The sequence below is a fragment of the Paenibacillus sp. FW126-R14 genome, from assembly GCF_058789495.1.
This window is the reverse complement of the sequence record NZ_JBYTBS010000055.1, coordinates 15,910-31,155: the sequence shown is the minus strand read 5'-3', so window position 1 is coordinate 31,155 and position 15,246 is coordinate 15,910. Positions and strand designations below refer to the sequence as shown.

The window sequence follows — 15,246 nt, the reverse complement described above, 5'->3', positions numbered from 1 at the left end:
CTTTTCGTCGTCTAGCAGGATTTGGATAACAGACAGAGAACAAGTCATGCATGTAGATTATGGACATCGTAACTTGCAGGAGATGATACAATGGCTATCAATTGGTTTCTTTTTGCCTATGCGTTTGTTTATTTGCTATATACGGCCGTGCTGCAAACTTCACTTAACATTCCCTTGCAAATCCTGCTCGTTATCCTGTTCATGATAAGCTTGCGGATTCAGTCGAAACACGCCGCACTGCCCTGGCTTCGCCTGCTGATCGTCGGTCTCATGCATTTCTTCGGTCACTTAAGCCTCCTGCTCCCTCTTTACATACTAACGCTGATCTATGATATTTATACAGAAGAAAATCGCAAAAAATCGTATATTCTCGCCGTATCCTACGGAGTTATTTTTTTAAGCAATGTCTATCTGATAAAAGGTTTTTATGACCTGTTTTGGATCTATGTCGTTGAATGCTGCCTGCATTTCACAACGGTCGCCCTGCTTACCAGAGAGACTTATGCCACTTTCAAGCAGGCGGATCGATTGAATAAAGAGCGCTACTTCTATTCACAGCAGGATTCGCTCACCGGGCTTTACAACTATGATGAATCCCATCGCAGGCTTGACCAGCTTATTCGGCAAAAGCAAGGCTTGGTGCTGATCTTAATTGATTGCACCGATTTGAAGGCAATGAATACAACCCGCGGATTTCAGGCTGGAAATTTTATTTTGAAACAGCTGGCGGAGCTCCTGAAAATATTGTTTAAGGATGCCTTGTTTATCGCAAGGTATGGCGGGGATGAATTCGCCATCGTGATGCCGCTAGTGACCGATCCTTCGTCCACCCAATCGTTGACGCAGAAGCTGGATTCCGAGCTCCCTAAGCTGACAGGCATACAGATCACTTACGGGATCGCTTCCTACCCTCTTGACGGCCTGACAAAAGATGAACTCATCTTATTGGCCGAGCATAACTTATTTACAAAGAAACGTGAATCTTGGCTAAAACGGGAAGAGCATATGCTGCGGTCCGACAAGCTTAGAGTCATCGGCGAGTTGGCTTCCGGGATGGCTCACGAAATACGCAACCCGCTGACGACGATCAAAGGTTTTATGCAAATTTCAAAAGCAAACGGTTACAATATTGAAAATTGGTACGGCCTGATCATGGAGGAAATTGACCGGATGAGTGATTTAACCGCAGAATTTCTCCAATTCTCCAAACCGCACAGCATCGATTTCCGCGTTCATTCTCTACATGAGTGCATGCTCAAGGTCATCGCGCTGATGGAGTCGGAAGCAACCCGTTTCGGTCATCAAATTCATTATAAAGCCTCCATGGATGCCGCTCTCGTACTGATGGACCAGGATAAAATGATTCAATTGCTGCTGAACATCGTGAAAAATGCTTGCGAAGCTATGCAAGAGAACGGTGTTATCCATATGCAGTTAATGTGCGATGCGAAACAGGTGACGGTCATCATCGCCGATAACGGTCCAGGGATTCCAGGCGAGCAGTTGGAAAAAATCTTTCATCCGTTCTTTACGACCAAAGAATCCGGCACAGGTCTTGGTTTATCGATTTGCTACAAAATCGTGCAGGATCACCAAGGAACGCTGGAAGTTGAGAGCGAGCTCGGGACAGGCACAAGATTTATTATTACTTTCCCTTTAGCCGACAAGCAAGCATAGCAAAAAGCCGCTGTACGCTACAGCGGCTTCTTCATTCTTACATGCAAAATGCCGGCATCATAAAAGGGTTCTGTGGAGATGACGGAATATCCCAGTTGATTGTAGAAGCCTTCCGCTTGACACTGCGCATCCAGAATGGAAGACGTGCAGTTCTCTTCGCGGGCTTGCTGCTCCATAGCCAGAATAATTTGCTTGCCAAGGGATTGACCTCTATATTCTTTCAACACGGCTACACGCTGCATTTTGGCCGTTTGGGGCTGGTATTCATACCAACGCGCTGCAGCGACAGGTTTTCCTTCGTCTTCAATTAAAAAATGATGGCAAGCTTGAGGCGATTCATCCTTCTCATCCATTTCCAGATGTTCAGGCACCTGCTGCTCGTCCACGAATACTTTAAAGCGGACCTTAAAACAAGCCTGCAGTTGATCTTGCGTAGTAACACGAATGATTTCCATGTGGACTTTCTCCCTTTCTATGAACATTCCTTGATCTTATCGCATTCAAGAAAAGTTGTCCACACGCTTTAAACCTACTTCTTTTTCTCCAGCATATAGCTGCAAGCACCGATGGCAACGCCCAGCAGCGCTCCTCCCAAAACTTCCCGCGGCAAATGTCCCAGTCTTTCCTTCAACGCTTTGCGTCTGCGTGCATGGTACAACCCCGGCTGCTGTTTAGCCAAACGCTCCACCTGCTCATCCAGGTCATTCACTTCCACCGCAATTTCTCCAGCTGCACGGCGAATCCCCATCGCATCATACATGACGACAGCCCCGAAAACAGAAGTTACGGCAAAATCGATCGCAGAAATCCCTCTTTTCATAGCGATATAAGCGGCGAGGGCAGATACGCCTGCGGAGTGCGAACTTGGCATTCCGCCGGTTTGAATCAATTGCGACCAATCCCACTTTTGAGATGTCATATAAGCCAAAGGAATTTTTATCGCTTGCGCAGTTCCTATTCCTATCATTGCGGTTGCCAAAGCTCGATTCATTGCATTCACCTCACTTGTAGCATCCATCACAGGTTTAGATTCTATTCGTAAATTTTGATACAATAAGGATGTGTTGGTTTATTTCCTACAACAGCTTCCTACCCATAACTCTAAGGAGTGTTGAATGATGAATATCGCATTTTTCCTATTACCCAAATCAGAAGTTATTACGACAACATTGCAAACGACGCTTCGCCAAACACTTGAGCGCATGGAATATCACCGCTATACAGCCGTACCGATTCTATCTGATGATGGCCGTTACGTAGGAACCGTTACAGAAGGCGACTTATTATGGTTTATGAAAAATTCGGACGGCATCACGTTTGAGAATGCCCACAGGCATCTGTTATCCGAGGTTCCGCGGCGCGTGCAGAATAAACCCGTTCATATTCATGCTGACATGGTCGATCTCATTGATTTAGCAAAGGTGCAAAACTTCGTACCGATTGTAGATGATTCCGATAAATTCATCGGCATTGTTCGAAGAAGCGAAATCATTGAATACTGTGCGAAGCAAGTCGTTTTTAAATCCCCCTCCGCTGCTGGAGAGAGGTAGTCACGGCATAACGGATCAGATGGAGCACTTGCACGATCAAATGCGCACTGGCCAACATAAGAAATGGAAGCATAGCGTACACATACCGATCTACCGGAATGAAGAGCAAATGAATGCCCAGGAACAAAAGGAACGCTGCCGCGATATATTGAACTGCCTGATTGCGATAGCTGAAGGCAACCATCACAAAGCTGCCCGCGGCGATCAAAAAGGTGTGAAGATGCGTAAGCATCGTCATATACCAGGCAGGCACGGTAAACGGGTACGGACCTACCCACATCGTTTTGAAAAACACATGCAATTTTCCGACTGTCATCCATTTTATCCATAATACCGGGTCTGTGCGCAATCCCTCCTTGATTCGTTTCACGCCTTCTGCGAACTGATGTTCCATGTCGATGCGGTCCCAGTCAATGGAGTTTTGGAAGTAAGGGTCCGTTCCGCCCAGGAACGGATTGCCCGCTTCCCCTTTGGCGATGAAAATCAGTTGATGGAACGTCATCCAATTTCTAATCCACCACGGCATCATCACACAAGCAAAAGAAAGAGCGGCGAGGCCGGCATAGGTCGCGTCGATTTTTTTCGATTTTGCCCACAGAAATAAATAAGGAAGAATGCCTAGCGGAAGCACATTCGGTCGGATCAAAACGCAGAGACCCAGCAGCAGCCCCATCCATAGATGATCCCTCCGCTTGTTCTCTTGCATAATGCGCACCTGGACATACAACAAACCTGTGAACGCTGTCAAAAATGGGACTTCCGTCAGGATCAAAGAGGTTGACCACACATAGGATGGGTAAACCGCAGCAAACCCGCTTGCGATTAGACCCGTTAACGGATGAAACAGCCTCGAGCCGATCAGATAAAGGAAAAAGACAGCTCCCAGCGCCATAAAACAGTTGAAGATACGAACAACCATTAAGGCGGATTCCAGCGATTCATGGCCGGCAAGCTTAAAGACTCCCGCCAAGAGCAGTGGAAAACCAGGCGTAACCAGCGAGTTGGGCACGGTGTCGCGGTAAGCATAAAAGCCTTTATCCAACAGCTGAATCGCTGTCTTCGTATATTCAAGCTGATCCCACTCCAAAGGAGGATACTCCGCTTCCATCACATAATGAAGGCGTACATATAAGCCCGCAGCCATGATGAATAACAGGGCAAACCAGATGCCGCGTTTCATATCCTACCTCCTTTCCTACTTTATGTTCACTTCTTATTTGGCCAACAGATAAGCCCCTCCGACCAAAAAGAGCAGCCCTACCCATTGCGAGAACGAGAACGATTCCTTAAATACCAACCATCCGAACAACGCTCCAAAAACATAAGCTATGGACTGCAGCGGATATACCCGGCTGAGGTCATATTTGCTAAGCGCATAAAACCATATCAATGTGGCGGCTGCATACAATAAGCACCCTGCCAAAATATAGGGCTGCAGGAGAACAGCCGCTAAATTGTGCATCCCCGTTAATGGCACACGATTAAGTGCAATTTTCCATATGATTTGACCGCTGACCAGTAAAATGACATTGAGCAGAACAACGAAAAGAGGCGCCTGCAGCAGCATCATCCGGAACCTCCTCGACGTAACTGCTCTTGCAGCAAAGCGACCTCTTGAACGAGCCGGGTTAATTTGCGGTGGAGTTTTGAAATGACCAGCGTCAAATGCATAATAAACGCTAACGAAAATAACAACCCAACCAGAAACAATAAGGAAGGCGCATAATGGATATGCAGCTTGGTTGATAATTGATCCAGCAAGCTCGGGAATAGGCTAAACAAGGCCATGATAAAGCCAAGGAGAAGCCAAAGTATGGCGTATTGCTCCTGCAGCTTTTGCCTGCGGATCAGCTCTACGGAAATGAAAATAAACACTAAACAAAAGGAAATGGCCAATAAATACACATTCATCTGATATCAACTCACATTACGGATTCTTGTAATACAGATGGCTAACGATACTTTAATCATATAGTAAAGCGATTTCACCGGCGTGATGGACGAACGCCCTGCCTGTCTGGCATGCATGACCACCGAGACTTCTTTGACTCTGAAGCGCTGTTTTTCCAACAGCACGATAGCTTCTACTTCCGGATAGTCCTCCGGATATTCGTCAGCAAAGAGTTCAATGATTGGCCGGTTCACCGCGCGGAATCCGGAGGTTGGGTCTGTGAAGATTTTACCGGTCATCCATCCGATCATCCACATGAAAAATAATATTCCCGCTCTTCGATTCCACGCAGATCGATAGCTCGTTTTCATTAAAAAACGCGAGCCGATGCAGCAATCGGCCTGCCCTGCGGCCAGCGGCTCTAGGATGTGGGACAAAGCCTGCGGATCATGTTGGCCGTCTGCATCGATTTGTACGGCAATATCATATCCATGCCTTGATGCATACAGATAGCCCGTTTGCATAGCGCCGCCTATGCCGAGGTTGACCGGCAAATCGATCACCGTAGCCAGCTGCGTCAAACGGGCAACTTGTGAGGTATGATCGTTTGACCCGTCGTTGACGATCACAATGTCCATGTCAGGCTGTGCGCTTTTAATGGCTGCCACGACATGCGCGATGCTTTTTTCTTCGTTGTACGCCGGAACGATGGCAAGCATCTTCAATGAACATGCTCCTTCCCTATGTGGAGTTCGACCGTTCTGCCAGTCTATTTCCAAGCATACCCTCATCGCCTCCCAAATAAACCAGTTCCGCAGGTGAACATTGCTACGATTTCCAGCTCCTTCAGAGAGAATACAAAGAAGAGCTTGACCTAATCGTTAGGCCAAGCTCCTTATTGATGATATTCTCTTGCTTCCAGTAGGATGTCGGGTTACACGGCCCCAATCTTAGGCCATGCCAGTTCGATGCCGTTCGCCGTCAGCAAATTTTGAAGTTCTGTTAGCTTTGCGGCGTCCGCGCGAACCCTGCTAGGCGTCATGCCTTGATCCAAACAGAAAGCAGCCGTATAGCCTGCCGACTCCCCGATATTCCATTCCACCGGATGAAGCCTGTAGCAGCCATTGGTAATATGGGTTGTTCCTATATTTTTGCAGGCAGCCAGCAAGTTCGTAACCTGCTTGGGAATCAGACTTCCTAATGGAATTTGAAAAGGCAGCGAAGAGATATCAAGAAAATTCCGTCCCCGCATACTCGGATGCAAATCGATCCGGTAGCATCCAATACCTACGCTGTCCGGAAACTCCTCTGCCCCTCGATCGCCTCGTATCGCTGCGCTTACATGCTGCTCTAAAACCGTGAATTCCGCTTTAATCCTCCGCGATTCCCGTATATACGGTGCCTGGGCCATACCATCCGTGGTCCCGACGACGTCCGGACGCAGCCTCAGTCCTGGATAGCCGGTTCCCCCGTCAGGCCGTGGAGCTTCCGTCTGCAGCCAGTACAACAAAGAAAAGCTCAGTTGTTTCGCTTGATGCAAATGCTTTTCGGCTACGTGCCCAGGCACGTCGTAGATATTGCCAAGAAAGTAATCGTTCTGGGCCCAGTTGACTAACGAAATATCCGAAGGGTATGTCCCCGCTGTGAAATTCGCCCGATCGGCAATCCGACGATAAATAAACAAAGGATATTTGTCCGTACCGGGAAAAAGCGTTTCTTCTGTCGGTTCCAACGTCTTAGGATCCGGCGATACCCAATTCAACTGCGGATTCGGCCAGAACGGCGCTTGAAAAGAACGCCAGAACTCGTAATCTGCAGGTTTATCTATGACATGATTCTCGCCTTCGAAGTAATCCATCGCAAAGCAGTAAGTAAAAGCCTGTATATCATGAGGATCGGCAGGCCCCTCCAAGGCATGGGGCTCGTTTGTTTCTGATTTCGATTCTGCCCCGGTTACGTATTCGACATCCGCAAGCGGCAATACATCCCCGCATTCCGTAGCATCAAGAAAATAAGACGCGCGGACCGTTAACTTCTCTCCGTTTTCACGTTTAACGGTAACCGCGTGGATCTCGTTTCCATGTTTATGTGCTTTAATGATCTTACAACGCGTATGGATGGTAAGTTTCCCGCTGTTAACGAACGGTGCGAGCATCTGCTGCAATACGGCATGCGTGACGCGCGGTTCGGCGCACAGCCGGCTTACCCCGCCGTTGCCAGGATTCAAATAGTAGGCCGAACGCCCATACTCCGACAACGGATAGTGCTGACGGTAGTATGCTCTAACGTCGTCGCGGAACTTGCGATAGCTTCGCGTACAGCCAAATTGCTCAATCCATTTATGCTCATCCGGCGGCACCGCCTGACTCGTCAACTGACCGCCAATCCAGTCATATTCTTCGGTCATGTATACGTTTTTGCCCATCCTGCAGGCGGCTAGTGCCGCTGCGCACCCTCCTACCCCGCCACCTATAATGACAATATCTGTGTGCAGATCTCTTTGCGTATTCTCCATTCGTTACTCCCTCCTTAATCCATATTTGTTTAATTAAACCTATTCAAATAGACGTAAGACCCCTTCTTAAAGTTGCAAATTTCACTTAGATGTATGAACAGGCAGGCGAATCGTCACCTTAGTTCCTCTCATCAATTCACTTTGCACCGTTAGATCAGCTTTGGATTGATAAAAAATTCGCAGCCGCCTGATGACATTAGAGAGGCCGACGCCGGTTTCTGTGTGCGGTTCGGCTTCCGGGCAGCCAGCTTGCAGTTGGTCAGCCTCCTCCTCATCCATCCCTACGCCATCATCCTCAACAATCAGGAATAAATAGCTTTCATCCGTATATGCTTTGATATGCACCTTGCCTCCGCGCGATTGTTTCGCAATCCCATGGTGAATGGCATTCTCGACGATGGGTTGCAGAATGAATTTCAGCACGGGCAGCGCTAACGTCCCGGCATCAATGTCCCATTCTACCTGTAATTTATCTCTATACCTTGCTTTCAAAATCGTACAATAATTCGTAATATGTTCCAGCTCCGTGGCAAAAGGAACTTCCATCGGCCCTTTCCCAATGGCAAAACGAATCATATCGGCAAAAGCGCCCACCATCTCGCTCACGCCTAGTTGGTCGCCAGCTTTGGCCTTCATGTTAATGGATTGGAGTGTGTTGTACAGAAAATGGGGATTAATTTGCTGCTGCAGCATGTGAAGCTCCGCCTTTGACTTCAGCGCGGTTAATCTTTCTTCCCGAACTTGGCTTTCGATTTTGGCCTCGAGCAGCTGTTTAATTTCTTCAATCATGCGATTAAAACTCCGCGACAACTCGCTGACCTCATCATTCCCATCAACAATGACCGTACTCCACTCCCCGCTTCCTGTTTTCTCCATAGCTTCGCCGAATTGCTCCAACTTTGTGACAACGCGGTAAGAAAACCAGTAAGCAAAGAGAAAGGCGGAACAGGCGAGAATGCCTGCCAGCAAGGTTAAAGTGACCACAAGCTTGCGGCTTTCGGCGTTTACCGCGTCCAAGCTCTGAATAACGGCTATTTGCCTATCACCATTGGCATTCAGCCCTGTTTTAACAAGAAGACTCTTGGATTGTTTCAAGGATAAATCGCTTGCGCTTCTATACATCATTTGGCGGTTGACATCCCATACGATAATACCAGGAGCTTGTTTTGCGAATGAAGGCTCAAGCGCTCCTTGCTTTAAACGAAGCACGATATATCCCGCCGTTGCGCCATCCACGTATATTCTTCTGGCAATAGACGGAACAGACCGGCCTATGGCATCGCTTTGTTGCGGCAGCCATAGAATCCGGGTGAAAGAACTGCTTAATATGGCTGGCTCGATCGATGCTGCTTGGGAAGCGACCATTTGAAAATGAAATGGCTCCAGAATACCAAGCCTGTTATACCGATCGGCATAGGCGACATTAGACATGCGGGGATGAACAAGCGCAGCTCCGGGATGCTCAAGCCGGTCTTCCGTGACATAGACATAGTCAGCCAGTTGTTCGTAACTGCGCAGCTGCTGAGAGGTGTATAAGCTAATTTGTTGAGACAGCGCCTTGGTTGAAGCGACTACATCAGATTTGGACATCGTATAGAAAATATATGTATACAACATCCCTAATACTAGTATGGGTACAATGACTGAACTGCCGTACAAGTAGACTAACTTCCATCGCAATGGCCACTTTGTCATCACTGACTCCGGCGCCCTCTCGGGGAGTGGGGCCAACGGCCACCTGTCCTTATGCCGGCTTATTAGACCGGCCATGCGGCGAATGGGACCGAAGATCGCCGATCCCATCGATTTTGATATTTTTTTCGTGATCCATACTGAGATGGCAATAAAAAGACTACCTATGAGCAAGAACAAGCCAATAGCATAATTAGAAGTAGCTGAAGACACCCATTCTAAGCGAAAACGGTAATGCTCCAAATTCATACTCAGAGTCGGACGTTCCGGTATGGCATTACCATTGACCGAAGCTTGGCCATTACTGGACCCAATCAAGTTGCCTTGATCGTCTCGCAGCGTAAATGCCCCTTTACCCTCAAGAGGGTGGATGAAGTTCGTAATGAAATCAGGCCGTAAAGTTAACAGGACAAGCACGTTCGAACGATAACGGCAGAACACGATGCGCTGATCCGTTTGATCCATAAATTGCGCAACTCTGGTTAATTGATCATTATCCCATCCGATAGAAACATGCTTCTCCAGCAAAGAATACAGCTGCCTTTTTTGAATATAGACCGGGTCTCCGCCGTTCCGAAGAAGAGATGACAAGATGCCTGCCTGTTCCAAATCATCCACCGACGGCAGCTTTTCGCTGCTCCATCCTGTTTTTCCGATCCATTTTTGAAACTGCGCTTGATTATGATTTTGGCCTAAAATTTGAATGCTTTCCACGTAGGAGGAGGATACATTCAATTCATTTAACAGGGCATCCATATTCTCGGCATATTCCCTTTGTTGGTGCTGATCCTGCAAATTCAGATAGACCTTTGAATTGTGGATGATTTCGTCCGTACTCACCAATGCCATGATAGCTTCCGTTTCTTCAAAAAACTGAACCAGGCTCTCATGCTGATATTGAAGCATACGCTCCATCGTCGTTTTCTCATTATTATGAAAAAAACGCTGATAGTTGCCAACAACACAGCTGTACAGAATCAAATGTGACGCCATCATGAGAGCGATTGCTCCTATGACAACTTTTCGATACATGCCCATCATCCTGCCCCGTTCTGTTTATTGGCCACTCATATTCATACTTTCCTGTATCTTACGGTTCATTTCTTCTGACAACTTATAGAAAACGGAATCCGTCAGCGCAGGATTGAAATACGCCGGGAAAACATATTTATCCAACCCGTTATTGAGTGTATTTTCCAGTAAGTACGGATTATTATCCAAGAAAACATCGGAGTAGGCTAACTCTGATTGTACGAACGCAAGCGCTGAACGCTCAGCTTCCGTATTTTGGGGAAGCAGCTTCATCTTGGAACGAAAAGCGGGCAGCCCCCACCCATTCAATGCTCTTTCATCGACGGGAGGACCTGCAAAGAACCATTCGAATACTTTCCACGCTTCTTCCGAATGGATGGTTTGAGCGGAGATGATCCCGCCAACTCCGGCTTGCACGGGTGAAAGGCGCTTCCCATCCGCAAAAACCGGAACTGGCGCGAATCCAAAATCAGCCAATGCGCTAGAACCCAGCTGCTGGCTTATAGAACTGTAGAACCAGTACCCGACCATGAACATAGCCATCTTCCCTTGTAGAAACAAGGACGCTGGCGTTCTTAATTCTCCATTCCGTGGCGTAGGGCCGATCGAACGGTCCACCGCCTTTCCCCAAAAATCAAAGATGCGCCTAACTTCAGGTGATGTGAAGTCTGCTTTGCGGTGATTATCATACCAAGGGGATTGCCGCAGCTGGGCGAGCTGCAGCAAGAGTACCTCCTGATTAAGCGCTGTAAAATAGTTATGAATCCCTAAGCCATATTGCTCGTGACTCGCCGTGGTTCCAGCCGCTTTAGGATCATTCAACCTTTCAGCCAAATCGAGCAATTGCTGCCAAGTCATCGGAGTTTCCGGATCAGGATATGGAATTCCCGCTTCATGAAACAAGGTTTTATTGTACATAATCGTGAAATCAGGCGACCAATCCTTCAAAAATCCATAATAAGAACCCTTTCCCTGTTCACTCCCATTAAATCGAAACGCGCCGGTAATCGGAAACATATCTTCCTGCTGAAATAGCGGGCTTTGATTGATTCGGTCATCCAGATTCATTGCAAGCCCGTGCAAAGCATAATAAGGCAGTTCCTTAGCACCACGGATCAGCAAAATGTCCGGCGCTTCTCTGCTTTTACTAAGCAGCGCCATCTTCCCTTGCTCCTGATCCATTCGTCGAATGGCGATGTTCGGATGTGCTCTCTCAAAATCGGCAATCATGACAGGCGTCAATTCAATGTCCCGTGCGGCAAATGTAACCGTAACGCGCGAAGAGTCACTCAAATCCGCTAAATCAGAAGGCGTCATTGCCGTGAATTTCCTTTCATATGCCATGACAAGGGCTGCACATCCAAGTACAAAACCTATGGCCAGAGCAGTTGAACGCCATCGCATTTTATCGCTTCCTTTTAGATAAAACCTAGTTCAAGATATCAACTCGGTCTGCGCTTATTTTAGTTCCCGTAGCACTCGTGTTTTTTGTTCCGCTGACCCGGACTTTAAGTGTATGCAAGCCTTTCGTCAAATTGGGACTGCTCCATACGGAAACGTTATCTACACGGGCTGCCGCGTAGTGATCAACTAATATTTCCGCTCCGCCATCAATGGAATAGGCGCCTATCCCTTGACCAGGACCCTTGGAATTAAAGACATTGATTCCAGTACCATAAAATTTAACTTGATAATAATCATCCGTTGTACTGCTAAAGTGAGTTTTACCCAAGTAAGAACCGCTCTGGGCAGCTGCCGTCCAATTTCCGTCAAAGTCAAACTGTGCCTGATAGCCGCCTGTTAAACTATCATCAATAGATTGCTCCGATTTCTTCCATACTCTTACATAATCGTAGCTTGCTGTCCCGGGAAAGCCTGAGCTTGTTGCTTTTGTATTGTAGGGCTCCCTTAACCCTAGCGATGCATAGATCTGCATAGCAATTTGATCATAATCTGCGTAATTCGTTGTTCGTCTCAATACACCGTCAATATACCATTTCTGATATCCGGGGCCCCAGTCTAAACCATAGGTATGATAGCTGGAAGATGGGTTAAAAGAACCAACATACGTGCCGCCGCTGCTCCAATGAGCAGTAGAACCGGGTTTCTTCCAGTTATGCAGCACCATATCTAAAGCGCGGATATTGGAAGGTGTTTGCCCAAATTCAATAATATCGATTTCATTCCCCCAGGTGTCATCTCCTCCATATAACCAGAATGCCGGGCACGTTCCTGGAATAGGCGTTGATCCGAACATGCGGCTTTCCAGATAACCATACTTGATTTCGGCAAAACTTCTCACTCCGCCTGATTTGTAATAAACCGTATTTTTTGTTTCAAAGCCGGCATTCGTGACAAGATTAGTTTGCGGCGAAAGGTTATGAAAGAAAGCAACATCGTCAATTCTCAGCCAAGAGTAAGCGGGAGCGTCCGATTCGATGGCAATTGTGCATTGTCCGTTCGTTACTTGAATGTTATCGATGGTGTACTGGATATACCCGCCATTATTGCTGTCAATGTCTGTATATTGGGTCGTTCCGCCAAAGTCTTTGGCAACTAACCGCTTTGTGGTTTGCTCCCCCTCGCTCCATACATAAGCGGTAAACGAATAGGTTCCATTTACAAGACCTTTAATCGTTTGTTCGGTCTGTACATGATACGGGGAATACAAGTAATGCACTAATGCGGAATCCCCGCTTCGATGCTGCTCCGTTGTGACAGAATCTGCATTTGCCGTGCCAACGGTGGTCCAATTTTTCACAGTTTGGTTGTGCTTGTCAGTTGCCTCATAAGCCATGGTTAAGTTCAAGCTGCCATTGCTTTCAACGGCTTGATCGTCATCCCATAGCCAGGTATCCCGCCAGCTAAAAGGGAGCTTCTCCCATTTGCCTTCATCTAATGTCCCATTATTAAATTCATCCGAGAATTCCTCCATAAATGACCAACCTTGCGCATTGTTTGGATCAGAGGCCGGATTTGCTGCAGATGCTGCTGCATTCCCCCAAACACCTTGCGCAGCAATGGCCAACAACAGCATAGACAAGCAAGCGATTTTCTTCATCTTTACATCTGCCTCCTCCATATTTTTCCTATCCTTCAGAATGGCTATTACCCTTTAATTCCTGAATGTGCAATGCCTTGAACAAAGTATCGTTGCGTAAAAGCGAAGAATAGAATCGGAACCATAATGATTAAGCTTGCGCCAGCCATTTGCATCGCATAGTCCGAGCCGTATTCCGTTGCGAAGAATGTGAGTCCGACAGTAACCAACTGATTTTTCATACTCGTGATGAAAATAAACGGGTTGGCGAAATCGTTCCAGGTCCATATAAACGTAAATAGGATCATCGTAATGATTGCCGGTTTAGCCAATGGGAGAATAATTCGGACATATACGCCGTAGTGATTGCAGCCGTCTATGATTGCCGATTCGCTTAATTCTTTGGGAATGCCGATGAAAAATTGTCTTAACAGGAACAAAAAGAACACATCAAAAGCTGCGGGGATAATGATGACCCAGTGCGTGTCCAACAAGGACATATTCTTGTACAGCAAAAATCTGGTCACTATCGTTGTGTCTTGTGGAACCATGATCTTAGCCAGTAAGATGAGAAATAAGATGTCTTTCCCCGGAAACCTCAATCGGGCGAAGGCGTAAGCGGCCATGGTCACGATAAGAATGCGAAATGCAATCGTGAAGGCCACAGTCTTCAGCGAATTCCAATACCAGGTAAGGTAATAAGTATGGTTAAGCACATTTTCATAATTTTCCCAATGTAGATCTGCGGGTATGATTTGCATCGGTGTGGAAAAAACCATCGCTGACGTTTTCAAGGAAGCCGATAGCATAAAGATAAAGGGGAGCACCATTGTGAGAGAAAATACAAACATAAACAAACTAAGCACCATGTTTTCAGTGCGATATTTCTCTTTGCTGCTTCCTAGTCGTGCACCCATTTCTTCTGTCCCTTCCATTGAACGATGGTAATAATCAATAAGAATACAAATAAGAGGATGGCTTGCGCAGAAGCGTAGCTGTAATGGTTATAAGTGAAAGCTTCCTCATAAATGTTTAAGGAGATGACCCGGGTAGAGGTTCCCGGTCCGCCATTTGTTAATGTGCGAATCAACGCATAGTTTTGGAACGAATGGATAATCCCTGTTATTATCAAAAAGAACGTAGTAGGAGAGATTAATGGCAAGGTGATATACCACGACTTCTGCCATCTCCTAGCTCCATCAATCTCTGCAGCCTCATATAAATCAGCTGATACCATTTGCAAGGCTGCTAAAAACACGATGGTCTGAAAAGCAAAACCTTGCCATGCATTTATCATAGCCACGGTAGGCAAAGCGCTCTGAATGCCTCCGAGCCATAATGGAGGTTTCTCGATTCCCATTGACATAAGTATCGTATTAACAGGCCCGCCAAAAGGATTGAGCAAAATAGAAAAAATGAGGGCAACCGCAACCATATTGGCCACATAGGGCAATAAAATGAAAGATCGGGCTAACCCTCTGAGCCAGAATGAACGATTTAACAATAGAGCAGTCAGGTACGAAACAACTAATGTCGCAGGAACAAAGAAAAGGGCGTACAACGCGCTTCTTCCATAAGCTCCAATGGCTATGGGATCCCTGAGGATCCTTATATAATTATCAAATCCCAACCATTTGACTGAGCTCAATTCCTTCATCGCATTGTAATCTAATAAACTGATCACGAATGCGTATAAGGTCGGCGTAATTACAAATATGAGGAAGCCTGTCATAAATGGAGCAATGAACGTTACAGCTACCAACGCTTCTTTGCGTTCTAATGTATATTTGTTTTTTTTCAGCAGTGTATTTTTCTCTAATTCCACATCCATCACCTCAAAGTGAGGGTC

14 protein-coding genes are annotated in these 15,246 nt (G+C 46.7%); 2 read left to right on the top strand and 12 right to left on the bottom strand.

Annotation, left to right across the window (positions count from 1 at the left end):
* Nucleotides 1-90 precede the first annotated feature (90 nt).
* Nucleotides 91-1,677 carry an ATP-binding protein gene (locus AC3WRW_RS26510; RefSeq protein WP_492549223.1) on the top strand — a complete coding sequence of 529 codons (1,587 nt, stop codon included), beginning with the start codon at nt 91-93 and terminating at the stop codon, nt 1,675-1,677.
* A gap of 17 nt (nt 1,678-1,694) precedes the next feature.
* On the opposite strand, the gene AC3WRW_RS26505 is transcribed toward AC3WRW_RS26510, so the two are convergent.
* Both AC3WRW_RS26505 and AC3WRW_RS26500 read right to left on the bottom strand, forming a co-directional pair.
* Nucleotides 1,695-2,132: a GNAT family N-acetyltransferase gene (locus AC3WRW_RS26505; RefSeq protein ID WP_171686140.1), complete on the bottom strand. Its 438-nt coding sequence runs from the start codon at nt 2,130-2,132 to the stop codon at nt 1,695-1,697.
* 74 nt (nt 2,133-2,206) lie between these two features.
* Nucleotides 2,207-2,668, bottom strand: a complete 462-nt coding sequence (locus tag AC3WRW_RS26500; RefSeq protein ID WP_492549222.1) for a divergent PAP2 family protein — start codon at nt 2,666-2,668, stop codon at nt 2,207-2,209.
* Between the two features lie 127 nt (nt 2,669-2,795).
* Here AC3WRW_RS26500 and AC3WRW_RS26495 point away from each other — a divergent pair, with 127 nt between their 5' ends.
* Nucleotides 2,796-3,227 (top strand): CBS domain-containing protein, encoded by a 432-nt coding sequence (locus AC3WRW_RS26495; protein ID WP_171686142.1) that lies wholly within the window; start codon nt 2,796-2,798, stop codon nt 3,225-3,227.
* Here the strand turns inward: AC3WRW_RS26495 and AC3WRW_RS26490 are convergent.
* The 10 genes from AC3WRW_RS26490 to AC3WRW_RS26445 all read right to left on the bottom strand — a co-directional run bounded on the left by AC3WRW_RS26490 (nt 3,196) and on the right by AC3WRW_RS26445 (nt 15,222).
* The gene (locus AC3WRW_RS26490; protein WP_492549221.1) at nt 3,196-4,407 is read right to left on the bottom strand and encodes an ArnT family glycosyltransferase; all 1,212 of its coding nucleotides are present in this window, start codon (nt 4,405-4,407) and stop codon (nt 3,196-3,198) included. The genes AC3WRW_RS26495 and AC3WRW_RS26490 overlap by 32 nt on opposite strands.
* Before the next feature lie 33 nt (nt 4,408-4,440).
* Entirely contained in the window at nt 4,441-4,797 is a 357-nt protein-coding gene (locus tag AC3WRW_RS26485) for an EamA family transporter (RefSeq protein ID WP_492549220.1), read from the bottom strand.
* A complete protein-coding gene (locus tag AC3WRW_RS26480; protein ID WP_492549219.1) occupies nt 4,794-5,138 on the bottom strand; it encodes a DUF2304 domain-containing protein in 345 nt (114 codons plus the stop codon). The genes AC3WRW_RS26485 and AC3WRW_RS26480 overlap by 4 nt, the downstream gene beginning before the upstream one ends.
* A 6-nt stretch (nt 5,139-5,144) precedes the next feature.
* A complete protein-coding gene (locus AC3WRW_RS26475) occupies nt 5,145-5,837 on the bottom strand; it encodes a glycosyltransferase family 2 protein (protein ID WP_492549242.1) in 693 nt (230 codons plus the stop codon).
* Between the two features lie 215 nt (nt 5,838-6,052).
* Nucleotides 6,053-7,633, bottom strand: coding sequence for an FAD-dependent oxidoreductase (locus AC3WRW_RS26470; protein WP_492549218.1), 1,581 nt, complete (start codon nt 7,631-7,633; stop codon nt 6,053-6,055).
* An 81-nt stretch (nt 7,634-7,714) separates the two neighbouring features.
* Nucleotides 7,715-10,357 carry a sensor histidine kinase gene (locus AC3WRW_RS26465; protein ID WP_492549217.1) on the bottom strand — a complete coding sequence of 881 codons (2,643 nt, stop codon included), beginning with the start codon at nt 10,355-10,357 and terminating at the stop codon, nt 7,715-7,717.
* 24 nt (nt 10,358-10,381) lie between these two features.
* The gene (locus tag AC3WRW_RS26460; RefSeq protein WP_492549216.1) at nt 10,382-11,761 is read right to left on the bottom strand and encodes an ABC transporter substrate-binding protein; all 1,380 of its coding nucleotides are present in this window, start codon (nt 11,759-11,761) and stop codon (nt 10,382-10,384) included.
* Between the two features lie 25 nt (nt 11,762-11,786).
* Nucleotides 11,787-13,418, bottom strand: coding sequence for a glycoside hydrolase family 16 protein (locus AC3WRW_RS26455; RefSeq protein ID WP_492549215.1), 1,632 nt, complete (start codon nt 13,416-13,418; stop codon nt 11,787-11,789).
* A gap of 47 nt (nt 13,419-13,465) precedes the next feature.
* Entirely contained in the window at nt 13,466-14,314 is an 849-nt protein-coding gene (locus tag AC3WRW_RS26450) for a carbohydrate ABC transporter permease (protein WP_492549214.1), read from the bottom strand.
* Complete coding sequence (locus AC3WRW_RS26445; protein WP_492549213.1) at nt 14,299-15,222, bottom strand: carbohydrate ABC transporter permease; 924 nt, start codon at nt 15,220-15,222, stop codon at nt 14,299-14,301. The genes AC3WRW_RS26450 and AC3WRW_RS26445 overlap by 16 nt, the downstream gene beginning before the upstream one ends.
* Nucleotides 15,223-15,246 lie beyond the last annotated feature (24 nt).